Origin of the sequence: Pseudonocardia oceani (genome assembly GCF_019263585.2) — a bacterium.
GTDB lineage: Bacteria > Actinomycetota > Actinomycetes > Mycobacteriales > Pseudonocardiaceae > Pseudonocardia > Pseudonocardia oceani.
On the sequence record NZ_JADQDF010000001.1, the window covers coordinates 3,443,823 to 3,467,304 of the forward strand.

The 23,482-nt window shown below is 74.9% G+C and carries 21 protein-coding genes and 2 pseudogenes; 11 read left to right on the top strand and 12 right to left on the bottom strand.

The features are described 5' to 3' along the window. The first annotated feature begins 1 nt into the window (after position 1). Positions 2–1,168, top strand: a complete 1,167-nt coding sequence (locus I4I82_RS17340; RefSeq protein ID WP_218590789.1) for a L,D-transpeptidase — start codon at positions 2–4, stop codon at positions 1,166–1,168. A 43-nt stretch (positions 1,169–1,211) separates the two neighbouring features. Continuing rightward, on the top strand, positions 1,212–1,421 hold the full coding sequence (locus tag I4I82_RS17345) for a hypothetical protein (RefSeq protein ID WP_218590788.1): 210 nt from the start codon (positions 1,212–1,214) through the stop codon (positions 1,419–1,421). A gap of 13 nt (positions 1,422–1,434) precedes the next feature. Here I4I82_RS17345 and I4I82_RS17350 read toward each other — a convergent pair whose 3' ends face one another. Continuing rightward, the gene (locus tag I4I82_RS17350) at positions 1,435–2,172 is read right to left on the bottom strand and encodes an SDR family NAD(P)-dependent oxidoreductase (protein WP_218590787.1); all 738 of its coding nucleotides are present in this window, start codon (positions 2,170–2,172) and stop codon (positions 1,435–1,437) included. Positions 2,173–2,186: 14 nt separating this feature from the next. Further along, the gene (locus I4I82_RS17355; protein ID WP_218590786.1) at positions 2,187–2,429 is read right to left on the bottom strand and encodes a DUF2530 domain-containing protein; all 243 of its coding nucleotides are present in this window, start codon (positions 2,427–2,429) and stop codon (positions 2,187–2,189) included. Positions 2,430–2,469: 40 nt separating this feature from the next. Here I4I82_RS17355 and I4I82_RS17360 point away from each other — a divergent pair, with 40 nt between their 5' ends. Next, on the top strand, positions 2,470–3,906 hold the full coding sequence (locus I4I82_RS17360) for an NCS2 family permease (protein WP_218590785.1): 1,437 nt from the start codon (positions 2,470–2,472) through the stop codon (positions 3,904–3,906). A gap of 19 nt (positions 3,907–3,925) precedes the next feature. Next, a complete protein-coding gene (locus I4I82_RS17365) occupies positions 3,926–5,197 on the top strand; it encodes an MFS transporter (RefSeq protein ID WP_218590784.1) in 1,272 nt (423 codons plus the stop codon). 96 nt (positions 5,198–5,293) lie between these two features. Here I4I82_RS17365 and I4I82_RS17370 read toward each other — a convergent pair whose 3' ends face one another. The 6 genes from I4I82_RS17370 to I4I82_RS17395 form a co-directional block, all read right to left on the bottom strand. Next, entirely contained in the window at positions 5,294–6,415 is a 1,122-nt protein-coding gene (locus I4I82_RS17370; protein ID WP_218595871.1) for a glycoside hydrolase family 16 protein, read from the bottom strand. An 8-nt stretch (positions 6,416–6,423) separates the two neighbouring features. Further along, the gene (locus I4I82_RS17375; RefSeq protein WP_218595872.1) at positions 6,424–7,020 is read right to left on the bottom strand and encodes a hypothetical protein; all 597 of its coding nucleotides are present in this window, start codon (positions 7,018–7,020) and stop codon (positions 6,424–6,426) included. Then, positions 7,017–8,153, bottom strand: a complete 1,137-nt coding sequence (locus tag I4I82_RS17380; protein WP_218595873.1) for a VldE C-terminal domain-containing protein — start codon at positions 8,151–8,153, stop codon at positions 7,017–7,019. The genes I4I82_RS17375 and I4I82_RS17380 overlap by 4 nt, the downstream gene beginning before the upstream one ends. 1 nt (position 8,154) lies before the next feature. Further along, a complete protein-coding gene (locus I4I82_RS17385; protein ID WP_218595874.1) occupies positions 8,155–8,871 on the bottom strand; it encodes a hypothetical protein in 717 nt (238 codons plus the stop codon). Further along, complete coding sequence (locus I4I82_RS17390) at positions 8,868–9,650, bottom strand: hypothetical protein (protein ID WP_218595875.1); 783 nt, start codon at positions 9,648–9,650, stop codon at positions 8,868–8,870. Before I4I82_RS17390 ends, I4I82_RS17385 begins: the two co-directional genes overlap by 4 nt. Before the next feature lie 243 nt (positions 9,651–9,893). Beyond that, a complete protein-coding gene (locus I4I82_RS17395; protein ID WP_218592975.1) occupies positions 9,894–11,402 on the bottom strand; it encodes a glutamate-cysteine ligase family protein in 1,509 nt (502 codons plus the stop codon). 155 nt (positions 11,403–11,557) lie between these two features. On the opposite strand from I4I82_RS17395, the gene I4I82_RS17400 reads away from it, so the two are divergent. Both I4I82_RS17400 and I4I82_RS17405 read left to right on the top strand, forming a co-directional pair. Beyond that, positions 11,558–12,370 carry a TrmH family RNA methyltransferase gene (locus I4I82_RS17400; RefSeq protein WP_218592974.1) on the top strand — a complete coding sequence of 271 codons (813 nt, stop codon included), beginning with the start codon at positions 11,558–11,560 and terminating at the stop codon, positions 12,368–12,370. 4 nt (positions 12,371–12,374) lie between these two features. Continuing rightward, positions 12,375–12,944, top strand: coding sequence for a DUF2537 domain-containing protein (locus tag I4I82_RS17405; protein WP_218592973.1), 570 nt, complete (start codon positions 12,375–12,377; stop codon positions 12,942–12,944). Positions 12,945–12,957: 13 nt separating this feature from the next. Here the strand turns inward: I4I82_RS17405 and sepH are convergent, their stop codons facing one another. Further along, positions 12,958–14,520: a septation protein SepH gene (gene sepH, locus I4I82_RS34470; RefSeq protein ID WP_218592976.1), complete on the bottom strand. Its 1,563-nt coding sequence runs from the start codon at positions 14,518–14,520 to the stop codon at positions 12,958–12,960. A gap of 272 nt (positions 14,521–14,792) precedes the next feature. Next, entirely contained in the window at positions 14,793–15,926 is a 1,134-nt protein-coding gene (gene serC, locus I4I82_RS17415; protein WP_226370115.1) for a phosphoserine transaminase, read from the bottom strand. Positions 15,927–16,068: 142 nt separating this feature from the next. Here serC and I4I82_RS17420 point away from each other — a divergent pair. Continuing rightward, positions 16,069–17,328 (top strand): annotated as a pseudogene (locus I4I82_RS17420) (MFS transporter). A gap of 57 nt (positions 17,329–17,385) precedes the next feature. On the opposite strand, the gene I4I82_RS17425 reads toward I4I82_RS17420, so the two are convergent. Next, the gene (locus tag I4I82_RS17425) at positions 17,386–18,459 is read right to left on the bottom strand and encodes a citrate synthase 2 (protein WP_225921796.1); all 1,074 of its coding nucleotides are present in this window, start codon (positions 18,457–18,459) and stop codon (positions 17,386–17,388) included. Positions 18,460–18,806: 347 nt separating this feature from the next. Here I4I82_RS17425 and pdxH point away from each other — a divergent pair, with 347 nt between their 5' ends. The 3 genes and pseudogenes from pdxH to I4I82_RS17440 form a co-directional block, all read left to right on the top strand. Continuing rightward, positions 18,807–19,451, top strand: a complete 645-nt coding sequence (pdxH, locus tag I4I82_RS17430; protein ID WP_218592970.1) for a pyridoxamine 5'-phosphate oxidase — start codon at positions 18,807–18,809, stop codon at positions 19,449–19,451. A gap of 65 nt (positions 19,452–19,516) precedes the next feature. Beyond that, the gene (locus I4I82_RS17435; RefSeq protein ID WP_218595876.1) at positions 19,517–20,857 is read left to right on the top strand and encodes an MFS transporter; all 1,341 of its coding nucleotides are present in this window, start codon (positions 19,517–19,519) and stop codon (positions 20,855–20,857) included. Positions 20,858–20,907: 50 nt separating this feature from the next. After that, positions 20,908–21,467 (top strand): annotated as a pseudogene (locus I4I82_RS17440) (APC family permease); the annotation flags it as partial. Positions 21,468–21,601: 134 nt separating this feature from the next. Here I4I82_RS17440 and I4I82_RS17445 read toward each other — a convergent pair. Next, positions 21,602–22,063 (bottom strand): arginase family protein, encoded by a 462-nt coding sequence (locus I4I82_RS17445; protein ID WP_218593751.1) that lies wholly within the window; start codon positions 22,061–22,063, stop codon positions 21,602–21,604. A 108-nt stretch (positions 22,064–22,171) separates the two neighbouring features. Between I4I82_RS17445 and I4I82_RS17450 the strand changes: the two genes are divergently transcribed. After that, a complete protein-coding gene (locus I4I82_RS17450) occupies positions 22,172–23,473 on the top strand; it encodes a citrate synthase (protein WP_218593750.1) in 1,302 nt (433 codons plus the stop codon). Positions 23,474–23,482: the final 9 nt, after the last annotated feature.

Genomic DNA, 23,482 nt, shown 5'->3' on the forward strand with positions numbered 1-23,482 from the left:
CATGCGGCGCATCCTGCTCGTGGTGGCGGTACTGCTGGTCGGAGTGCTGGGTGTGGCGAGCCTCGCGGCGGTGACCACGGCCGCCGGTCCGGACGCCCCGTCCCCGGCCGGCCTGCCGGTGGCGTCGGTGCTGCTCCGGCCCCTCCCGGGGGCGGTCGACGTCAGCCCGTCGCAGCCCGCCTCCGTCTCCGTCCCCGACGGCGCGCTCGACGGCGTCACGCTCACCGGCCCCGACGGCGCGGCCGTCGAGGGTGCGGAGGCCGCCGACGGCCGCTCGTGGAGCACCACGGCCGACCTGGCCTACGACACCACCTACACCTGGGCCGGCACCGCGACCGGCCCCGGTGGTGCGCCCCTGCCCGTCGCGGGCTCGTTCACCACGGTCTCCCCGGCCGACGTCGTGCGCGGCGTGCTCAACATCGGCGACGACCGCACCGTCGGCGTCGCCGCCCCGATCGAGATCCAGTTCGACGCCCACGTCGAGGACCGCGCCGCCGTCGAGCGGGCGCTCACGGTCGAGACGTCGGTGCCGGTCGAGGGCTCGTGGGGCTGGCTGCCCGACGAGAACGGCGGCTCGCGCGTGCACTGGCGGCCCGCGGAGTACTGGCCGTCCGGCACGCAGGTCACGGTCACGGCCGACCTGTTCGGCGTCGCGTACGGCGACGGCGCCTACGGCCGCGCCGACGTCACCAGCACCTTCGAGATCGGGCGCTCCCAGATCGTGAAGGCCGACGTCAACAGCCACCGCATGCTGGTGATCCGCGACGGCGTGCAGGTGGCCGACTACCCGGCGAGCTACGGCCTGTCCGGCGACCCCGACCGCACCACCCGCTCGGGCGTCCACGTCGTGTCGGAGCGGTTCACCGACAAGCGGATGGTGAGCGAGCGCTACGGCTACGACCTGGTCGAGAAGTGGGCCGTGCGGATCAGCAACAACGGCGAGTTCATCCACGCCAACCCGGCGTCGGCGTCGGCGCAGGGCTCGTCGAACGTCACCCACGGGTGCGTCAACCTCTCCACGGCCGACGCGCAGGCCTACTACGACACCGCGCTCTACGGCGACCCGGTAGAGGTCACCGGCACCGACGTCCCGCTCGCCTCCCGCGACGGCGACATCTGGGACTGGACGCTGTCCTACGACCGGTGGCGCGAGCTCTCCGCGCTGTAGCCCGCGGGGTTTCGCCGGTCCGGCCCCGCGGGTACCGGCAGCCATGGCCGTTCCCGAAGACCTGTCCGAGCAGGCGCACACCCGCGCCGAGCCGCTCCCCGAGGAGCGGGCAGCGGAGACCGGCGGCGAGGACCGCGAGGCCGAGGCGGCGTCCATCCTCGCCGACTCCGAGGAGCGGGTCGCCGAGGCGACGGAGGGCGACGCGCCGGGCGACGCCGCCGACGAGAACCGCACCAGCGAGGAGACGGCCTGAGCGGGCCGTCCTGCTAGCCCTCCCGGTGCGCCCGCATCGCGGACGCCTGGGCGCGCGGCTTGAGCACGATCTGGTCGAGGTTGACGTGGCTCGGGCGGGTGGCCGCGAATGCGATCACGTCCGCCACGTCCTCGGGGGCGAGCGGTGTGATGCCCCGGTAGACGTTGTCGGCCTTCTCCTGGTCTCCCTCGAACCGGACCAGTGAGAAGTCGGTCTCGACCATCCCGGGCGCGATCTCGGTGAGCCGCACCGGCTGCCCGAGCAGCTCCCCGCGCAGCGTCCGGTGGAGCATCGCCTGCGCGTGCTTGGCGCCGGTGTACCCCGCGCCGTTGTCGTAGGCCTCCATCGCCGCGATCGAGGTGACGGTGACGATGTGCCCGTCACCGGAGGCGAGCAGCGCCGGGAGCAGGGCCTGCGTGACGCGCAGCGTGCCGATCACGTTGGTCTCGAACATCCACCGCCAGTCCTCCTCGTCGGCCTCGGCGACGGGCTCGAGCCCCTTCGCGCCGCCGGCGTTGTTCACAAGCAGGCGGCACTCGGGCACCGCCGCGGCGAACGCGGAGACCGACTCGGCGTCGGTGACGTCCAGGCGCACGGCGGTGCCGTCGATCTCCTTGGCGATCTCGGCGCAGCGGTCGACGCGGCGGGCGCCGAGCACGACGTGGAAGCCGGCGGCGGCCAGGGCGCGGGCGGTGGCGGCACCGATGCCGGAACTGGCGCCGGTGACGACGGCGACGGGTGACGGGGTCATGCGCAGAAGCTAGATCAGTCGTCCAGACCCTGCTGGGCCCCCCGGGAGCCGCGCCGCGCCGCCGCGCGCTGCCAGCGGAAGATGCCCCAGCCGACCCCGCCGAGCAGCGCCCCGGCCACGCAGGTCGCGAACGGCAGACCCGGTGCCCGGCCGGTGACGAGCAGGGCCAGCGCCCCGAGCGCCCACAGCGCCGACCCGAGCCCGACGACGGTGGCCATGTCGGACAATCGGCGCGGCAGGGGCGGGGGATCGACCACGGGTGCAGCGTAGTGACCGGCCCGGATCTACGGTGTCGCCGTGATCGAGCGCTACTTCCGCGTCGCCGAGCGCGGCTCCACCCTGCCCCGCGAGGTGCGCGGCGGTGTCGTCACCTTCGTGACGATGAGCTACATCATCGTGCTCAACCCGCTGATCCTGGGCAGCGTCGCCGCCGACGGGCCCGGCGCGAAGGCCGACGTGACGGGGGCCGTGCTCGGGCTGCCGCAGGTCGCCGCCGTCACCGCGCTCGTCGCGGGCGTGATGACCGTGCTCTTCGGGCTGGTCGCGAACTATCCGTTCGCGATCGCCACCGGGCTCGGCATCAACACGCTCGTGGCGGTCACGATCGCCCCGCTGGTGACGTGGCCGGAGGCGATGGGTCTCGTCGTCGTCAACGGGCTGGTGATCGTGCTGCTCGCGGTCACCGGCTTCCGCACCGCCGTGTTCTCCGCGGTGCCCCCCGAGCTCAAGGTCGCGATCGCGGTCGGGATCGGGCTGTTCATCGCGTTCATCGGCCTGGTCGATGCCGGGTTCGTGCGGCGCATCGCCGACGCCGCAGGCACCACGGTGCCGGTCGGGCTGGGCATCGGGGGGTCGATCGCGTCGTGGCCGACGGCGGTGTTCGTCGTCGGCCTGCTCATCACCTCGCTTCTGGTGGCGCGCGGCGTGCGGGCCGGGATCCTGCTGGGCGTCGCGATCACGACGGTCATCGCGGTGGTGGTCGAGGCGGTCGTGCAGGTGGGCCCGTCGATGGGGACGAACCCGCAGGGCTGGGCGCTGTCGGTGCCCGCGCTGCCCGACAGCGTGCTGGGCGTGCCCGACCTCTCGCTCGTCGGCGCGGTGTCGTTCGGTGCGTTCACCCGGCTCGACCCGGTGACCGTCGTGCTGCTGGTGTTCACCCTCGTGCTCGCCAACTTCTTCGACGCGATGGGCACGATGACGGCCCTGGGCCGGCAGGCCGGGATGATCGGGAAGGACGGGCAGCTGCCCGGCGTCGGGCGCGCGCTGGTCGTCGAGGGCGCGGGGGCGGTGCTGGGCGGGGCGGCGTCGAGCTCGTCGAACACGGTGTTCGTCGAGTCGGCGTCGGGGATCGCGGAGGGCGCGCGGACCGGGCTCGCGAACGTCGTCACCGGGGTGCTGTTCCTGCTCGCGATGTTCTTCACGCCGCTGTACTCGGTGGTGCCGATCGAGGCGGCCGCGCCCGCGCTCGTCGTCGTCGGGGCGCTGATCATGCGCCAGATCACCGAGATCGACCTGACCGAGTTCCGCGTCGCGCTGCCGGTGTTCCTGACGATCGTCGTCATGCCGTTCACGTACTCGATCGCCAACGGCATCGGCGCCGGCTTCGTCAGCTGGGTGCTGCTGGCCGCCGCGACCGGTCGCGCCCGCACGGTGCACCCGCTGATGTGGGTCGTGTCGGTGGCGTTCGTCGCGTACTTCGCCGTCGGCCCGCTGCGCGCGCTGCTCGGGGGGTAGTTGTTGTAAGCTAAGAGAAGTGACCGCAACTCTGACCTCCGCGCCGGGGCGGGGGTCCACCTTCTCGTCGCTGCGGGTCCGCAACTACCGGCTCTACGCCTCCGGGCAGATCGTGTCGCTGGCCGGCACCTGGATGCAGCGCGTCGCGCAGGACTGGCTGGTCCTCGACCTCTCCGGCGGCAGCGCCACCGCGCTCGGCATCGCCGCCGCCCTCCAGTTCGGCCCCACGCTCGTGCTCTCGCTCTGGGGCGGGGTGCTCGCCGACAGGGTCGACAAGCGCCGCGCGCTGATCGCGCTGCAGGCGGCGATGGGGCTGTGCGCGCTGGTGCTCGGCACCGCCGTCGTCACCGGGGTGGTGGCGCTCTGGCACGTCTACCTGCTGTGCCTGCTGCTCGGCTGCTTCTCCGCGCTCGACGTCCCGGTGCGGCAGTCGTTCGTGCCCGAGCTCGTCGGCGACGCGCAGCTGGGCAACGCGGTCGCGCTGAACTCGCTGACGTTCAACCTCGCGCGGATCGTCGGGCCGTCGCTGGCGGGCGTGCTCATCGCCGTGACCGGCACCGGCTGGGTGTTCCTCATCAACGCGGTCAGCTTCGCCGCGGTGATCACCGGCCTCGCGCTGATGGATCCGGCGCGCCTGCACCGCGTGACGCCGGTGCCGCGCGCGCCCGGCCAGCTCCGCGCGGGCCTGCGCTACGTGCGCGGGCGCCCCGACCTCGTCGCCGTGCTGGCGCTGGTGTTCCTGGTGTCGACCTTCGGCATCAACTTCTACCTGACGCTCGCGCTGCTGGCGCGCAGCGTGTTCGGCCTGGGCGCCGATGCCTACGGGCTGCTCACGTCGCTGCTGGCGGTGGGGTCGGTGGCGGGCGCGGTGCTCGCCGCGCGGCGGGTGCGCAGACCCCGGCTGCGGCTGGTCACCGGGTCGGCGCTGGCGTTCGGCGTGCTCGTCGTACTGGCCGGGCTGATGCCGACCTTCCTGCTGACCGGGATCGTCATGGTGCCGCTGGGTTTCGCGGCGCTGATGTTCACGACCGCGGCCAACTCGGCCGTGCAGCTGTCGGTGGAGCCGGCGATGCGCGGGCGCGTGATGGGGCTCTACATCCTGCTGTTCCTGGGCGGCACGCCGGTGGGGGCGCCGCTGCTCGGGATGCTTGCCGAGAGCTGGGGCGGGCGCTCGCCGCTGGTGCTCGGCGGGGTCGTCACGGTCGTGTCGGTGCTGGTCGTGACGGTGGTCCTGGTGATGCGGGCGGGCGGGCCGAGAACGCTCTTGCGCCGCGAGGAGAGGTTAGGCTAACCTCATGCACGTCGCTTCGTGGTGGGAGCGGCGCGTCAGTTCGGGAACGGTATCGGGGCCCTGGCCGGTTGGCCAGGGCCCCGATCCGTGTGTCGGCTACCGGGGCTCGTCGCCCGTCTCCCCGTCGAGTGCGTACTCGCGCACCCAGTCGACCTGCATGCTCGACTCGCGCACCGGCCCGTCGCCGGAGGGGAACCAGTCGAGCTGCACGCACAGGTGCATCGGCCCGGGCGGGAACGTCGCGGCGTCGGTGGTGCGGAACCAGGGCCGCCCGTCGAGGTGCGCGGTGATCTCCCGCGGCGTCCACTCCACCGCCCAGGCGTGCCACCGGGTGGCGTCGACGTCGACCCGCCCCTCGACCTGCTCGTCGTCGGCGCCGTGGTGGAGGTGGAAGCCGGTGGTGCGCCGTGACGGGTCCTGCATCTCGGCGATGTCGATCTCGCCGCCGTCCGGGGCGTCGTCGTCGGGCCAGAGCAGGAGCACGGCGTCGTAGGACGGGTCGGACTCCGGGGCGCGCAGCCTGCCCTCCCAGCGGCCGTACCGCTGTCCCTGGCCCCAGCACATGCCGGCCGTGGTGCCCGCGGCGTCGCCGGTGAGGGTGAGGACGCCGTCCTGCACGGCGGCGTTCATCGGCGAGCGGACGCCCTGCCCGGCGTGGCCGGTGCCCTCGTAGAGGTCCCACTGGGCGAGGCCGGCGGTGAAGTCGTCCTCGCGGGAGGGGGTGCCCCAGTCGAGGAGGTCGGCGGCGGTGGGGGTGTCCGTGCCGGTGGTCGACTGGCTCGTCGTGCCGGTGGGGCTCGTCGTGCCGGTGGGGGTCGGGGTGGGCGCGGCGGTCGTGGTGCGTGGAGTCGGGGCGATGGTGCGGGGCGTGGTGGTGGTGGGCGTGGTGCTGCGGGTGGGCGTCGTCGGAGCCGGGGTGCGGGGTGTCGTCGTCCGGGGTGTCGTCGTCCGGGGGACCGTCGGCGCCTGCCGGTCCTGCTCCTGGTCCCGGTCCTCGCCCTGGTCCTCGCCCTGGTCCTCGGCCTCGTCGGCGTCCTCGTCGGCGGGCAGCGGTGGGAGCGTGCCCGGCGCGCCGTCCGAGGGGACGACGGTGACGACGGCCGGGTCGTTGCGCGGGGTCGTCTCCCCGCCGCCGCCGGGCGCGACGAGGAGGAGCACGACCGCGATGCCGGCCGACAGGTAGCGCCGGATCAGGTCCTCGATCTCGTCCAGGTCCACGGTGGTCCTCAGTCCTCCCCGACCGCGAGGTCGGGGTCGTCGGGGGTCTCGGAGGCCACCAGCCAGCGCCCGTCGGGCTGCCGGGCGACGACGATGCCGGTGCGCAGGACGGCGGTGGCGCCGCCGGGGGAGTCGCGGGTCTCGACCACGGCCTCGTAGCCGCGGCGGAGGTCGTCGTGGTCGGCGGCGACGAGGTCGAGCCGGCGGACCGACGCCGTGCGCGCGGTGCCGGGCGGTGGCGCGTCGAGCACGAGCACGCCGACCACGTCCGCCGCCGATCCCGGCACCGCGTACGGCGCGGCGCGCAGGTGCGTGCCGCCGGCGTCCGCGGGCCCGGTGGTGTGCGCGGCGCGGAGGTAGGCGCGGGCGACGGCCGCGGGATCGGTGAGGGTGGTGCCGGGGTCGGGTGGCGGGGCGTCGGCGCCGCGGAGCACGGGTGCGGCGTCGAGCGCGGCGCGGTCCTCCCGGCCGACGACGGGCCCCGGCGGCGGTTCGCCGCTGGGGGCGACGGAGCCGGCGCCGGTGAACAGCAGCGCCCCGACCGTCACGAGGGCGGCGGCGGCCGCGGCGAGCAGCGGGAGGCGGGACGCGGGCACGGCGGTCACTCCCGGAAGCTGACGTGGACGTGGTCGAAGTGGCCGCCGGTGGCGTCACGGGTGTCGTAGACGCCGCCGCCGGTGTAGCGGCGGCCCCAGCCGCCGTCGTCCTCGACGGACGGGTCCCAGTAGCGGCCCTGCCAGATGAGGTAGCGGACGGCGAGGGGCCCGGCGTGCGCGCGGAACCAGTCGGCGACCCGCCAGCCCGCCTCCAGCCCGGCGCCCTCGGCGAAGGCACCGGGGGTGCCGGGGAACAGGTCGCACGCCCGGCCGCGGGGGTGGTCGCTGCGGGGGTTCCAGGCGTGGGCGTCCCAGCAGCCCGCGCTGCGGATGACGGGCCCGTCGGACCAGCCGCCGAACGCCGCCGCCGCCTCCTCCAGCCCGTGCAGCGCGGCGCCGGTGAGGCAGCCGTCGCCGGTGGGGTCGGTCTGCTCGCAGCCGGTGGCGCCGCCCGTCCACGGGGCCGGGACACCGGGATCGGTCGTCGCCCCGGGGGCGTCGGGGGCCGGCCCGGGCGCAGCGCCGGAGAACCGGTCGACCTCCGCCCGCACCGCGTCGACGTAGCGGCGGACCACCTCGGCGCACCGCTCCCCGCACCCGGCCTCCCCGGTCACCGGCACGCCCGTGGCGCTGCCCGCGACCCGGCCGCAGCCGGCCAGGTGGCAGACGAGCATCGCGTCGAGCGGGTCGGCGGTCTTGCCGGTGTCGGCGAGGTGCCGGGTGACCGCGCGCAGGTTCGTGCAGATCCATGGCACGGCGACGCGCAGGTGGGCCTCGACGTCGGTGACGTCGTCGTCCGCCGTCGGCGGGTCGCTCGACCACGCCGCGCCGCCCGCCGCGCGCCAGGCCTCCTGGCCGAACCCGTAGAGCCCCGCGGGCCCGCCCGGGGCGTCGTCGACGAGCGCGGTGTCCCAGCCCGACTCCACCTGCACCTGTGCCACCACCCACACCGGCGGCAGCTCGGGGCAGCCGGTGGCGGTGAGGTCGGCGATCAGGGGCAGCCAGTCGCGGGCGGCCGCGGGGACGGCCGCGGCGTCGACGCCGGGCACCGGGTCGGCCGCGGGGGCGGGCGCGGCACCGAGCACCAGCAGAGCGGCCAGCGCGGCGAGTGCGGCCACGAGGGGGCGGGGGAGCGCGGACACGTCAACCGGCCCGCGTCGGCTCGAGGGCGTCGTCGTCCGGCTCCGACCCCGCGGGTCCGGGAGGGCTCGTGGGCGTGCGCTGCACCGCCCGCAGCCCCCGCCAGAGCGCGCGGTCGGCCACGGGCACCGGCGGCGCCACCGGCCGCCCGCTCCCGACGACGATGAGGGCGGGCACGGCGGGCCGGGACGGCGGGGACACGAGGGGCGGGGACACGAGGGACCGGGGCACGAGGGGCCGGGGCACGACGGACGGGGGCGCCACGGTCGGCCGGGCCGGAGCGGGCAGCACGAGCGGCGCCGGCCGGGAGGGCGGGGCCGGACGCTCCAGCACCCCGGACCGCACCAGGGCGGCGGCGACGTCGAGCAGTGCGGCGATGTAGGAGGCCAGCCCGGCGGGACGGTGCGCCGGGGCGAGCGCGAGCAGCCCGGCGACCTCCGGTGCGTCGAGCTCGTGCCACGCAGCCACGTCCGGCGCCACGACGACGGCCGTGTCGGCGCCGGTGCGCTCGAGCCGCGGCGGCCGGTCGGCGACCACGACGAGGACGGGGACGGGCCGGCGCCCGGCGAGGTGCAGCGAGTCGGCGCGGCAGACCAGCACGTCGGGCCTGCTGCTCGCGACCGCCCGTCCGCCGTCGACGGCGTGCAGCGCGGCGGCGAGCGTGCTCGTCCCCACCCCGCCCGCCACCCCGGCGACGACCGGCGCCCGCAGCCCGCTCACCACGCGCTCCCGGGCGCGGCGAGCGGGTCGTCGTCGGCCAGCGCGTGCTCGTCGGAGGGGGTGCGCGGGGCGGAGGTGCCGGCCGCGGGCTCCTCGCCCAGCGTCTCCTCCCACGCGTCGACGACGAGTCGCCCGCCCTCGACGGCCACCGGCACGCTGATGCGGATCCAGTACGACGCGAGGCTGCGCCACCCGCGCCCGGTGGGCGCGGGTGCCACGGCCGGGATGCCCGCCACCTCGGGATCGGGCACCGGGTCGGGTCCGTGTTCGCCCACGGCCCGGTACGGCGTGACCCGCACGCGGACGTCGACGAGCACCCGCCCCTCACCGTCGGGGCGCACCAGGCCGGGCAGGGCGAACTCCGCGCGCTGGCGCCCGGTCCCCGGCCACCCCAGCCGCTCCGGGTCGCGCCCGGGCGTGGGCAGGTAGTCGCGCAGCACGCGTCCGCGGCGCGCGGGGTCGTCCTCGTCCCAGGACAGGTAGTCGGCGGCGAACGCGCCGGCCAGCGCGGCGGCCTCGGACGGGTCCGGCCGGGCCGCGGCCACGGCCGGGATCGGGGGGAAGCCGAAGGGGTCGGTCGGCGGGTCGGGCGGAACGGCCGCGAGCCGGGGAGGGGGCAGGGGTGGCGGGACGGGTGCGGGCGGGGCCGCGGCCCATGCCGACGGCGGGACGCCACCGGGCGGTCGCGGGGCGGGCGGCGGACCCACCGGGGCGCCGTACGGGGGCGCGGGGTAGGGCGGGGGCGGCGCGGACCGCCCGAAGATCCGGAAGCGGGACACGGCCGTCACCGGGACGGGCCGGGACGGTGGGCGGGTGGCACGGGCATCGTTCCCCCGGACGGGCGGGCGCGCGGGGACCCGCGGCGCCGCCGCGACGGGCGGCCCCGGGGTGCGCACGGGACTCCGGCGGCCGGGCGGCCGCGCTCAGGACGGACGGGACACTAGGAACCCGCCGCCCCCGCCCGTGGCCGTTCCGGGAAAGGGTTCGCTCCTGCTAACGCGCGAGCGCCGGCCCCGGGACCGTCAGCTCGGCACCGGCCAGTCGTGCACCGGCTCGTTGGCCGTGGACGACTCCAGGTAGCGCTCCAGCATCCCGTGCAGCGCGGCCCGCCGGTCGGCGCCGCGCGCCTCCAGCGCCGCCACCGTGTCGAGCTGCCAGGACGCCCCCGTGCGCCGCTCCACGCACCGGCGCTCGATCACACCGAGGTACCGCTCGGCCACCTCGGTGGTGACGCCCCAGCGGGCCAGCCCCGCGGCGGCCTGCGGCAGCAGCTTGCGCAGCACGAGCTCGTCGGGGCGGATCCAACCGTTGCCGGGCCAGTACAGCGGGCCGTCGAGCCCGTGGCGCGCGGCCGTCGTGAAGTTCTCCTCGGCCGCCTCGAACGACATGGAACTCCACAGCGGCCGGTCGGCCTCGACCAGCTCGCGCAGCAGCCCGTAGAAGAACAGCGCGTTCGCCACCATGTCGACGACCGTGGGCCCGGCGGGCAGCACCCGGTTCTCCACGCGCAGGTGCGGCGTGCCGTTCGCGATGTCGTAGACGGGGCGGTTCCAGCGCCAGATCGTGCCGTTGTGCAGGCGCAGCTCGTCGAGGCCGGGGACGCTGCCCGCCGCCAGCTCCTCGAACGGCTCGGCCTCCTCGGCGACCGGCATGAGCGCGGGGAAGTAGCGGCCGTTCTCGGTGAACAGGTCGAGGACCGAGGTGATCCACCGCTCGCCGAACCACACGCGGGGGCGCACGCCCTGGTTACGCAGCTCGGGCGTGCGGACGTCACAGGACTGCTCGAACAGCGGGATCCGCGTCTCGGCCCACAGCCGCGACCCGAGCAGGAACGGCGAGTTGGCGCCCACCGCGAGCTGCACGCCCGCGAGGCACTGCGCCGCGTTCCAGTAGGCGGCGAAGGAGTCGGGCGGCACCTGCAGGTGCAGCTGCATCGAGGTGCAGGCGGCCTCCGGCGCGATCGAGTCGAAGTCGGCGACCAGGTGCTCGGGCGTGACGTCGTGGCGACCCGACGGGTCGTCGCCGGCGATGTCGAGCCGGATCGGCTCGCCGCGAGCGTGGAGCATCTGCTCGTTGAGCATCGCGTACCGCCGGTCGGGCGAGAGCGCCTCGGCGACGAGGTGCCTCTTCTCCAGCGTGGGCAGGATGCCGATCACGGCGAGCCGGGCCCCGTGGACCTCCGCGTTGGTGCGGGCCGTGGCGAGCTCGGCGAGGAGCTGGTGCTCCAGGCGGCGCCACTGGTCGCCCGGCAGGGGGCGCGGCGGCAGGTTGAGCTCCATGTTCCAGCGCCCGAGCTCCGACTGGAACTCACCCGCCCCCATGGAGGCGAGGACGTCGGCCCCCGTGGTGGAGGGCGCCAGATCCTCGCCGACGAGGTTGAGCTCGACCTCGAGGCCGGTCATCGGCTCGTCACGCGCGAACGTGTGCTCCCTCAGCATCACTCCCAGCGCATCGAGGCACCGCTGCACCTTGGCCCGGTAGTTCTGGCGGTCCTGTCGACTGAACGTGGTCCGGTCGACGTCCTGGCCCATGCGTAGCACTTCCCCCTCGCCCCCCGCGCCGAGCCCGGTCCGACGGAGGCCGGACGGGCGAGTGGTCCACCGTGACACACGGCTCCGGATGCCGCTACGGCCGACCGGATGAGCCGTGATCGTCGCCGGCGGGCCACCTGCGACGATGCGTGGCCGTGGCCACCATCACCCCCGTCGCCGATCCGGCCGATCCGCGGCTGGACGACTACCGCGACCTGACCACCGCCGACCGCCGCCCGGACCGCCCCGGCGGACGCGGGCTGGTGATCGCCGAGGGCGTGGTCGTCGTGCGCCGGCTGCTGGCCTCGCCCTACCCGGTGCGGTCGCTGCTGGGGGTGCCCCGCCGCCTCGACGAGCTGGCCGGCGACCTCGCGGGCGTCGACGTCCCGGCCTACGCGGCCGACGCGGACACGATGGCCACCGCGGTGGGCTTCCACCTCAACCGCGGGGTGCTCGCCGTCGCCGACCGGGCCGCTCCCGTCGACGCCGCCGCGCTCGCCCGCTCCGCGCGGTCCCTGGCGGTGCTCGAGGGCGTCAACGACCACGAGAACCTGGGCTCGCTGTTCCGCAACGCCGCCGCGCTCGGTGTCGACGGGGTCCTGCTCGGGCCGCGCTGCGCCGACCCGCTCTACCGCCGCAGCGTGCGCGTCTCCATGGGGCACGTGCTGCGCGTGCCGTTCGCCGAGCTGACGGGGGAGTGGCCCGGCGCGCTGGGGCTGCTGCGCGAGGCCGGGCTGACCGTCGCCGCCCTCACCCCCGCGCCCGACGCCGCCCCGCTCGCCGCAGCCGGGCTGGGCGGGCGGCGGGTGGCACTGCTGCTGGGCGCCGAGGGACCGGGCCTGACGGACGAGGCGCTCGCGGCGGCCGACCTGCGCGTGCGGATCCCGATGGCGTCGGGTGTCGATTCGCTCAACGTGGCCACCGCCGCGGCGGTCGCGTTCCATGCGGTCGGCGCGGTCGTATCCTGACCGCGTGTTGCGGGCCGCGGGTGGCCGGGTGGAGCTCGGGGACCGCCGGCCGGAGGACCCGCCCCTACCCGACGAGCTGCAGGCCGCCCTCCGCGAGTGGGCGGCCTTCGCCGTGGCCGCGGGACGCTCCGGCATGCCCGACGAGCGCGACCTGGTGCGCCGCCGTGGCCGCCAGCTCGCCGCCCGCGTCGCCGGGCTGCGCGGGCGGCCCGTCGAGTACCTCGACCCGATGAGCGGCGTGGTGGAGGAGGTGGCGGCCGGGACGTCGCCGCGGCGCAGCGGGTCGCGCAGCTCGCTGGCCGTCGAGCCGGCCGGGCCGACGCCGTGGGCCACCGGTCTGCCCATCGCCGCGTTCTTCGCCGTGCTCGTCGCGATCGGCGACGTGCAGCTCAGCAGCGCGTTCGCCGAGGCGTTCGGGCTGCTCTGGGTGCCCGCGAACCTGCTGGTCGGGCTCGGGCTCGCGCCGTCGCTCTACCTGCTGCGCGCGGTGCCGTTCTGGCGCTGGCCCGCGATCGGCACCGGTATCGGACTGGCCGTGGCGTGGGTCGTGCTGATCGTGTCGATGCTGGGCTGAGGCGCCCGGGCGCTCAGCGCTGGCCGCGCACGCCGAGCAGGACCTCGTCCCACGACGGCATGACCGGCTTGCCCTTCTTCGTGCGCCGCCCGGCCGGTGCAGCCGGTGCGGCGGGCGCCTCGGGCGCGGTCTCCTCGCGGCGCTGCGCGGGCGGGACGACGTCGGCGGGCTCGGCGACCTCGGCCGCGGGCTCCGCGGCGGTCGCCTCCGGCTCGGCAGGCTCGGCCTCGACGACGGTCTCGGCCGCGGTCTCGGCCTCGACGACCGGCTCGGGCTCCACGACGGGCTCGGCCTCTGCGACCGGTTCGGCCTCGACGACCACGGCCTCGGCCGCGACGGGACCGGGGGCCTGCTCGGCGGCCGTCTGCTCGGCGGGGGTCTGGGCCTCGGCGGTCTCGGCTCCCACGGGCTCCGGCTCGACGGGCGCCGCCGGCCAGGGCACGACCGGGGTCTCGTCACGCGGCGGCCCGGCCGGGGGCTCGTCGACCAGCGGCGGCCCGGCGGGGGCCTCGACGGTGCGGCTGTCGACGGTGCGGCTGTCGACGGTGCGGCTGTCGACGCTGCGGCTGTCGACGCTGCGGCTGTCGACGCTGCGGCTGTCGACGCTGCGGCTGTCGACGCTGCGGCTGTCGACGCTGCGGCTGTCGACGCTGCGGCTCTCGACGGTCGTGCGGGGCTCGCTGACGGTGCGGGGCTCGCTGGCCGTCCGGGGCTCGGCCACGGTGCGCGGCTCGACGGCCGGGCGCTCGACGGTGCCCGCCCGGTCGGACACGGTCCGGTCGTGGGCGGCGCGGTCCGAGGAGGAGGACCGGTCCAGCGCCCGCCGCTCGACCCCGCGGTACTCCGGGGCGCGGTACTCGGGCGCGCGGTACTCCGACGACCGGTCGCGCACCACGTCCGAGCCGGTGGCGCGCAGCTCGGCGGCCGGCTGCGGAGTCGGCGGGAGCTCCTCGGGACGGGCGATGTCGATCACGGGCCCGACCGGGCGCAGCGGACGGGCGGGCAGGCCCTCGACCAGGTCGCTGGCGTGCTCGTCGACGGCCGTGACGGTGCCGCCGTGCGCGCCCGGCTGGAACGTCCAGTGCGCGCGGTTGTCCGAGCGCCCGGCGCGCCAGGACAGGGAGACGACCCAGCGGCCGTCCTCGCCCTTCCAGGAGTCCCACTCGGCCTCGGTGTACTCCTGGCCGCGCAGGCCGAACGTGTGGGCGACGACGTCGCCCAGCGTGCGGACGTCCGGCCCGTCGCCGCGGACCGGGTGGGCGCGCTGCGCGACCTCGGCGGTGCGCGAGCGCTCCAGCAGCACCGGGTAGGCGAACCGCTCGATCTTCTGGATGGGCACGCCGGCCGCGGAGGCCACCTGCTCCACGGACGCTCCGGCGCGGATGCGGGCCTGGATCTCTCGTGGTCGCAACTGGCTCTCCAACTCGATCGCGATCTGCCCGAGCCGGCTCAGGTCCCCTCGGGCGGCGGCGCGCAACTGCTCGTCGGCAGGAACGGTGAAGCGCTCGCGACGGCCGGAGTCCTCCAGGACGACATCGCCGCCCTCGGTGATCCCGACGACCCGCAGCGCGCGCATCCGCGGCCTCCCACCGTTCACTGGCTCTCCCCGTCCGGGTGACGGTAGATGCCGAATCGCAACCAGCCACGGAGGCGCGCCGAGCCGGTTGCACCCCGCCTGACGTCGCCTGGAACCTGATCCGCATCCCCGCACACGCAGCGTGCCACGTGTGCAACGTCAGGTAAAGCTGAGGCAGGAGTTACGGATGTGACTACACCGCGCAACCCCCGGACGAGGAACGGCGCCGACACCCGTTCGGGGGTGCCGGCGCCGCTCCTGCGGACGGTGGGTCAGGCCTGCTGCCGCACGACCCAGTCGATGCAGCTCGTCAGCGCCTCGACGTCGGCCGGCTCGACGGCCGGGAACATGCCGATGCGGAGCTGGTTGCGGCCGAGCTTGCGGTAGGGCTCGGTGTCGACGATCCCGTTGGCGCGCAGCACCTTCGCGACCGCGGCGGCGTCGACCGACCCGTCGAAGTCGATCGTGCCGACGACCTGCGAGCGGTGCGCCGGGTCGGCGACGAACGGCGTGGCGTACTCCGACTTCTCGGCCCACGCGTAGAGGCGGCCCGAGGAGTCGGCGGTGCGCGCGACGCAGGCGTCGAGGCCGCCCAGGCCGTTCATCCAGTCGACCTGCTCGGCCATGAGGACGAGCGTGGCCAGCGCGGGGGTGTTGTAGGTCTGGTCCTTGAGCGAGTTGTCGACGGCGGTGGCCAGCGACAGGAACGGCGGGATCCAGCGGTCCGACGCCGCGATCTCCGCGACCCGCTCCAGCGCGGCCGGGCTCATCAGCGAGAACCACAGGCCGCCGTCGGAGGCGAAGCCCTTCTGCGGGGCGAAGTAGTAGGCGTCGGCCTGGCGGACGTCGACCGGCAGCCCGCCCGCGCCGGAGGTGGCGTCGATGACGAGGAGCTGGCCCTCGAGCGACTCGGCGGGCCGTACCACCGGCACCGACACGCCGGTGGAGGTCTCGTTGTGGGCCCAGGCCAGGACGTCGCAGCTCGGGTCGGTCTGCGGCTCGGGCGCGCTGCCCGGGTCGGCCTTCACGACGACCGGGTCGGCGAGGAAGGGGGCGCCGCGGGTGGACTCGGCGAACTTGGCGGAGAACTCGCCGTAGGTCAGGTGCAGTGACCGCTCACGGACCAGCCCGAACGCGGCGGCGTCCCAGAAGGCGGTGGACCCGCCGTTGCCCAGGACCACCTCGTAGCCGGCGGGCAGGGAGAAGAGGTCGGCGAGCCCGCTCCGGACGCGCGCGACGAGCGACTTGACCGGCTTCTGGCGGTGCGAGGTGCCCAGGAGGTCGCCGGCGGCGGCGAGCGCGGCGAGCTGCTCGGGGCGGACCTTGGACGGGCCGCAGCCGAAGCGGCCGTCGGCGGGCAGGAGATCGGCGGGGATCTGCAGGTCGGTCGAGGTCGAAGCAGTCACCGGTCCAGTCTCGCAGCCGGGCCGCGGCCGGCGCCGGGCAGACCACGTGCGCCGCGTCACCCGCGGGGCCCCGCTCTTCCGCCCGCACCCGCGGCCGGTCATCCTGGGTAGTGTGAGCGAACTCAGAGCGCCGGTCCGGCGGATCCACCCGGCGTGGTGGGTCGCCGCCGTCACCTTCCTGGCGCTGGTCGGCGCGGCCGGCTTCCGGGCCGTGCCCGGCGTGCTGATGCAGCCCCTGCAGGACGAGTTCGGCTGGTCGGTCACCACGATCTCGGCCGCCGTCGCCGTCAACATGGCGCTCTACGGCCTCACGGCGCCGTTCGCCGCCGCCCTCAGGGAGCGCTTCGGCATCCGGCCGGTCATCACCGCGGCGCTCCTCGTGGTGGCCGCGGGCAGCGGGCTGACCGTGTTCATGACCGCGAGCTGGCAGCTCGTCCTGTGCTGGGGGGTGCTGGCCGGGCTCGGTACCGGGTCGATGGCCCTGGCGCTGGTCGCCACCGTCACCGGGCGCTGGTTCGTCACCCGCCGCGGCCTCGTCTCCGGTGTGCTGACGGCCGGTGGCGCGGCCGGGCAGCTCGTCTTCCTGCCGCTCATCGCCGTCGTCGCGGAGAGCTCGGGCTGGCGGGTCGCCGCGCTGGGCGTGGCCGTCGCGGCACTGGCCGTGGTGCCGGTGGTGCTGCTCGTGCTGCGCGAGCGCCCGCGCGACCTCGGCGTCACGGCCTACGGCGGCACCGCGGCCGACGACCGGGACCCGGTCCGCGCCGGTGCCGCCCGGATCGCGGTGCGCGCGCTGCTCGACGCCGGCCGCACGAAGCCGTTCTGGTACCTCGCGCTCGGCATGATGATCTGCGGTGCGACGACGATGGGGCTGATCCAGCCGCCCGGAAGAAGTTGACACAGGATCCCCGCCGCGCACGACCACGGGATGCCGCAGACGGTGGCGGCCGGACTGCTCGCGCTCGTCGGCCTGTTCGACATCGCCGGCACGATCGCGTCGGGCTGGCTCACCGACCGCTACGACCCGCGGGTGCTGCTGCTCGTCTACTACGTGCTGCGGGGGTTCTCGCTCGCCGCGCTGCCGGCGCTGTTCGGCCCGGACATCTCGACGAACATGATCGCGTTCATCGTCTTCTACGGGCTCGACCGGGTGGCCACGATCCCGCCGACGATGGCGCTGTGCCGGGAGGTCTTCGGCGATCGGGCGGCGGTGGTGTTCGGCTGGGTGTTCGCGAGCCACCAGGTCGGGGCGGCGCTGATGGCGCTGGTCGCGGGCGTCGTGCGCGACACGGTCGGCGAGTACGACCTGGCCTGGCAGGTCGGCGGCGCGCTGTGCCTGGTCGCGGGGGTGGCGTCGGTGCTGGTGCGCCGGGAGCCCGTGGCCGTCCGGGCCCTGCGGACGTAGGTCGTGAGCGGGAACCGTGGCCCTGGCCACGGTTCCCGCTCACGGGCGGCGGAGCCGCTAGATCTCGCCGAAGCCCTCGACGTCCTCGGGCTTGCGCGGCCCGGGGCCGATGTACTGGGCGGACGGGCGCACGAGCTTGTTCTCGCGCTTCTGCTCCAGGATGTGCGCCGACCAGCCGGCGGTCCGGGCGCTGGTGAACATCGCGGGCATCATGTGCGGCGGCACCTCGGCGAAGTCGAGGATCACCGCCGCCCAGAACTCGACGTTGGTCTCGATGGGGTGGTCCGGGCGGCGCTCGCGCAGCTCGGTCAGCGCCGCCTGCTCCAGCGCCACGGCCACCTCGTACCGGGGCGCGTTCAGCTCCCGGCAGGTGCGGCGCAGCACGCGCGCCCGCGGGTCCTCGGCCCGGTAGACGCGGTGCCCGAAGCCCATGAGCTTCTCGCGGCGGTCGAGGATCCCCTTGACGAGGCCGATCGGGTCGTCGGTGCGCTCGACCTCCTCCAGCATCGGCAGCACCCGCGCCGGCGCCCCGCCGTGCAGGGGGCCGGACATGGCGCCGATCGCGCCCGACATCGCCGCGGCCACGTCGGCGCCGGTGGAGGCGATGACGCGGGCGGTGAACGTCGAGGCGTTCATGCCGTGCTCGCAGGCCGAGACCCAGTAGGCGTCGATGGCCTTCGTGTGCGCCGGGTCGGGGTCGCCCCGCCAGCGGGTCATGAAGCGCTCGGTGATCGTGCGGCACTCGTCGATGCGGCTCTGCGGCACGGCCGGGACGCCGATCCCGCGCGCGGACTGCGCCACGTAGGACAGGGCCATCACCGAGGCGCGGGCCAGCTGCTCGCGGGCCTCCTCCTCGGGGGTGTCGAGCAGGGGGCGGTAGCCCCAGTAGGGGGCGAGCATGGCGAGCGCGGCCTGGACGTCGACGCGGACGTCACCGGTGTGCACCGGGATGGGGAACGGGTCGGCCGGCGGCAGGCCGGGGCCGAAGCGGCCGTCGACGAGCAGGGCCCAGACGTTGCCGAAGCTCACCTTGCCGACGAGGTCCTCGATGTCGACGCCCCGGTAGCGCAGCGCGCCGCCGTCCTTGTCGGGTTCGGCGATCTGGGTGCGGAAGGCGACGTGGCCCTCCAGGCCGGACTTGAAACCGGGTGGGGGCGGAGGTACCGCCTCCGCCTGGGCTGCGGATGCCGGCGCGGTCGGCGCCGTCGACGCAGTGGACACGCGTCCTCCTCGTGTGATCCCCGACTTCGGACACCCCGGTCGACACCGGTGGCATCGTCGGCCGGAGCACGCCCATATCCGGCTCGGGTGCCCCGGACGTGCGCGAACCGCGACCCAGTGCGGCGGGCGCAGTTGGCGTCACAGTGCCCGCCGCGACGGCACCGGGGCAACACGGCAGCCGGGTGGCTTCTGTCACCGGGGGTGTCGCCGACCCGGCCCGGCCACCTACGGTCGCGAGCGGGTCACCGGGAGGCACGATGACGGAACAGCTGGCGGGCATGCGGGTCGACTACCGATCCGGGGGCTTCGACGTCGGGGACCTGGCCCCCACCTGGCACGAGCAGCTTGCGGGATGGCTCGCCGCCGCGCAGGCCGACGGCATCCTCGAGGCCAACGCGATGGTGCTCGCCACGGCCGGTCCGGACGGCCGCCCGGCCTCGCGCACGGTCCTCTGCAAGGGGCTCGACGAGCGCGGCGTGGTCTTCTACACCAACTACACCTCGGCGAAGAGCCACGACCTGCGCGCCACGCGCTACGCGAGCGCCACCTTCCCCTGGTACGCCCAGCACCGGCAGGCGCACGTGCGCGGCACGGTGGAGGCGGTCACCGCAGCAGAGACCCTCGCCTACTGGCAGACGCGCCCGCGGGGCTCGCAGCTCGGCGCGTGGGCGTCGGCCCAGTCGGTGCGGGTGCGCGACCGCCGCGTCCTCGACGACGCCCTCGCCGGCGTCACCCAGCGCTTCGGCGACGATCCGGTGCCGGTGCCGCCGCACTGGGGCGGGTGGCGGATCGTCCCCGACCAGGTGGAGTTCTGGCAGGGCCGGACCAACCGGATGCACGACCGCCTGCGGTTCGAGGCCGACCGCGACCGCCGCTGGACCGTGCGCCGCCTCGCCCCCTGACCGGTCGCCCACGTCACCTCCGGCCGGGCGGGTCGCCGCCCCGGTGACGTGGTAGTCCTGGATCCGTGCCTGCGCCGGACGAACCCACCGAGCCCCACCGGCCGGAGCAGCCGACCGCCCCCGTCGCCGCCGACCCGCCCACCCGGCGGCTCGCCCGGCTCCGCGGGGTGCTGGCCGACACCCGGCCGCTCGCCACGCCGGCCTACCGCCGGCTGTGGCTGGCCGGGGTCGTCACGATCATCGGGGCGCAGCTGTCGGTCGTCGCCGTGCCGACGCAGATCTACCAGCTCACCGGGTCCTCGGCCTGGGTCGGGCTGACGGGGCTGTTCGGCCTGGTGCCGCTCGTCGTGTTCGGGCTGTGGGGCGGCGCGATCGCCGACGTGGTCGACCGGCGGACGCTGCTGCTGATCACCGGCTCCGGGATCGCCGCGAGCTCGCTGCTGCTGTGGGTCACCTCGGCCACCGGCGTCGGCGGGGTGTGGCTGATCCTCGTGCTGTTCGCGGCGCAGTCGGGCCTGCTCGCGGTCAACCAGCCCACCCGCAACGCCGTGATCCCGCGCCTGCTCCCGGCCGACCAGCTGCCCGCTGCCAACGCGCTGAACATGACCGTCGCCCAGATCGGCGCCATCGCCGGGCCGCTGCTCGCCGGCGTGCTCATCCCGGTCATCGGCCTCCCGATGCTCTACCTGCTCGACGCGATCGCCCTGCTGGCGACCCTGTGGGCCACCTGGCGCCTGCCCGCCGTGCCGCCGGAGCCGGTGCCGGCCGGGGCCGCCAAGCGGAGGGCCGGGCTGCGCGAGATCACCGACGGCTTCCGCTACGCCGCCGCCTACCCGGTGCTGCTCGTGTCGTTCCTCATCGACATCGTGGCGATGGCCTTCGGGATGCCGCGGATCGTGTTCCCCGAGATGTCGCAGACCGTGTTCGGCGACCCGCCCGGCGGCGGTCCCGCGCTCGGGCTGCTGTTCGCGGCCATCCCGATCGGCATGGTCCTGGCCGGGTTGTTCTCCGGCTGGCTGCAACGCGTGCACCGCCAGGGCGTCGCGGTCACGGTCGCGATCTGCGTGTGGGGCGTGGCGATCGCGCTGTTCGGGCTCACGAGCTCGCTGTGGCTCGCGGTCGTGTTCCTCGCCGTCGGCGGGGCGGCCGACCTCGTCAGCTCGGTCTACCGGTCGTCGATGCTGCAGACCGTGGCCACCGACGAGATGCGCGGGCGGATGCAGGGCGTCTTCATCGTCGTCGTGGCGGGCGGGCCGCGGGTGGCCGACATGTGGCACGGTCCGGCGGCCGCGGTCGCCGGCCCGGGACCGGCCGTCGTCGCGGGCGGCGTGGCCGTCGTGGTGCTGGCGCTGCTCGTCGTCCGCCGCTACCCGGTGTTCTGGAGCTACCGCGGGCCCACCGCCTGAGTCCCGCTCCCCGATGACGGACGGGCGCCGATCGGTCACCATCCCCGTCCATGACCGATGTGACGTCCGGCACGAGCGCGCAGGCCGAGCTGAAGCGGGTGATCGAGCCGAAGCTGCTGCTGCTCTTCGTGATCGGCGACATCCTCGGCGCGGGCATCTACGCGCTGACGGGCTCGGTCGCCGGCAAGAGCGGCGGCGCGCTGTGGCTGCCGTTCCTGCCGGCGTTCGTCGTCGCGTTCCTGACGGCGTTCAGCTACCTCGAGCTCGTGGGCGGGTACCCGCGGGCGGCCGGGGCGGCGCTGTACACGACAAGGCGTTCGGCATGAACTTCCTGACGTTCACCGTCATGGCCTCCGGGGTGACGTCGGCGGCCACCGCGGCGAAGGCGTCCGGCGACACCTACCTGCGCGAGTTCGTCGAGCTGCCGACGTGGGCGGGTGGCGCAGGGTCAGGGCGACGCCGCCCGGCTCACCCAGATCGACACCGGTGACACGACGGTCCTGCTGGCGATCACCAGCGCCACCGGGCTGGCGTTCTTCGCGATGGTCGCTTCGAGGACTCGGTGAACATGGCCGAGGAGTGCCACGGGCCGGCGAAGATCTTCCCACGCCGCTGTCGGGCAAACCGCTCGAGGAGTACCTGGTGCCGGGGTCCTGCTGCTGGTGGGCGGGGTGCTGTGGCTGGTCAACCACCCCGTCGTGGACCGCGTGGACGTCGACGCGGAGCGGCTCGGGAGCAGCTGAGCTACCGGCCGTCCAGCAGCGGGGGGCGGCGGCCCCACGTGGTGCCGTCGGCGGCGTCGCGGCGGCGGCGGGCCATGCCCGAGAGCACCTCCAGGACCACGCGGTCGGCCAGGAACGACGTGATCTCGGCGTGGTCGTAGGGCGGGGAGACCTCCACGACGTCGACGCCGACCAGCGGCAGCTCGTAGGCCAGGCGGCGCACCGCGTCGTGCACGGCCAGGTCGCGCAGGCCGTCGACGCGCAGCGCGAGGGAGGGCCGCGACCCGTCGTGGGGCAGGTAGCAGGACTGCCGGATGTACTGCGGGCCGACCCGGGTGCCCGGCCGGCGCGAGGTCCCGCCGTCGAACGGCGCACCCAGGACGACCACCTGGGCGCCCGCGTAGGTGGCCGGATCGGACCAGTCGCACGGCGGCACTCCGAGGAAGGTGGTGTCCGGTCCGAACTGCGTGCCGTACCGCGCCATCCGGTGACTCCTCGCGTGATGTGAACCTCTGCCCAGCACACCGGGGCCCCGGCGCACTAGCGTGATGCGCAACCGACTTGGACCACGCGAGTGTGAGGGAACCTCCACATGGCAGACCAGAGCGACTCCGCCGTACTCCGCTACCCCGGCGGCGAGCACGAGATGCCGATCAGCACGGCCACCGAGGGCTCGTCCGCCTTCGACGTGAGCAAGCTGCTGGCGAAGACCGGACTGGTCACGCTCGACCAGGGCTTCGGCAGCACGGCGGCGTGCACCTCGGCGATCACCTACATCGACGGTGACGCCGGCATCCTGCGCTACCGCGGGTACCCGATCGACCAGCTCGCCGAGAAGTCCACCTTCCTCGAGACCAGCTACCTGCTCATCTACGGCGAGCTCCCCAGCCAGGAGCAGCTGTCGTCGTTCACGAACAAGGTCAGCCGGCACACGCTGCTGCACGAGGACCTCAAGCGCTTCTTCGACGGCTTCCCGCGCGACGCGCACCCCATGCCGGTGCTGTCGTCCGCGGTCAGCGCGCTGTCGACCTTCTACCAGGACGCGCTCGACCCGTTCGACCAGGACGCCGTCGAGCTCTCCACCGTCCGCCTGCTGGCGAAGGTGCCGACGATCGCGGCCTACGCCTACAAGAAGTCGATCGGCCAGCCGTTCCTCTACCCGGACAACTCGCTGGGCCTGGTCGAGAACTTCATGCGCATGACGTTCGGCTTCCCGGCCGAGCCCTACGAGGTCGACCCCGACGTCGCCCGGGCGCTCGAGGTGCTGCTGATCCTGCACGCCGACCACGAGCAGAACTGCTCGACGTCGACGGTGCGGCTCGTCGGCTCGTCGCAGGCCAACCTGTTCGCCTCGATCTCCGCCGGCATCAACGCGCTGTTCGGCCCGCTGCACGGCGGCGCCAACCAGGCCGTGCTGGAGATGCTGCAGAAGATCCAGCGCGAGGAGGGCGGCAACGTCGACGCCTACGTCGACCGGGTCAAGAACAAGGAGGACAAGGGCGCCCGCCTGATGGGCTTCGGGCACCGCGTCTACAAGAACTACGACCCGCGCGCGAAGATCGTCAAGCAGAACGCCGACCAGATCCTCAAGAAGCTCGGGATCAGCGACCCGCTGCTCGACATCGCGATGGCGCTGGAGGAGAAGGCGCTGGCCGACGACTACTTCATCGAGCGCAAGCTCTACCCGAACGTCGACTTCTACACCGGCGTCATCTACCGGGCCATGGGCTTCCCGACGAAGATGTTCACGGTCCTGTTCGCGCTCGGCCGGCTCCCCGGCTGGATCGCGCACTGGCGCGAGATGATCGAGGACCCGGGCACGAAGATCGGCCGCCCGCGCCAGCTCTACGTCGGCTCCACCGAGCGTGACTACGTGGGCATGGGCGAGCGCTGATCACCGTCC

Excerpts from the sequence above, each read along its gene's own strand:
- I4I82_RS17340 (WP_218590789.1), top strand. The coding sequence starts at position 2 with ATGCGGCGCATCCTGCTCGTGGTGGCGGTACTGCTGGTCGGAGTGCTG.
- I4I82_RS17345 (WP_218590788.1), top strand. The coding sequence starts at position 1,212 with ATGGCCGTTCCCGAAGACCTGTCCGAGCAGGCGCACACCCGCGCCGAG.
- I4I82_RS17350 (WP_218590787.1), bottom strand. The coding sequence starts at position 2,172 with ATGACCCCGTCACCCGTCGCCGTCGTCACCGGCGCCAGTTCCGGCATC.
- I4I82_RS17395 (WP_218592975.1), bottom strand. The coding sequence starts at position 11,402 with ATGGGCCAGGACGTCGACCGGACCACGTTCAGTCGACAGGACCGCCAG.
- sepH (WP_218592976.1), bottom strand. The coding sequence starts at position 14,520 with ATGCGCGCGCTGCGGGTCGTCGGGATCACCGAGGGCGGCGATGTCGTC.
- pdxH (WP_218592970.1), top strand. The coding sequence starts at position 18,807 with ATGACGGAACAGCTGGCGGGCATGCGGGTCGACTACCGATCCGGGGGC.
- I4I82_RS17445 (WP_218593751.1), bottom strand. The coding sequence starts at position 22,063 with ATGGCGCGGTACGGCACGCAGTTCGGACCGGACACCACCTTCCTCGGA.
- I4I82_RS17450 (WP_218593750.1), top strand. The coding sequence starts at position 22,172 with ATGGCAGACCAGAGCGACTCCGCCGTACTCCGCTACCCCGGCGGCGAG.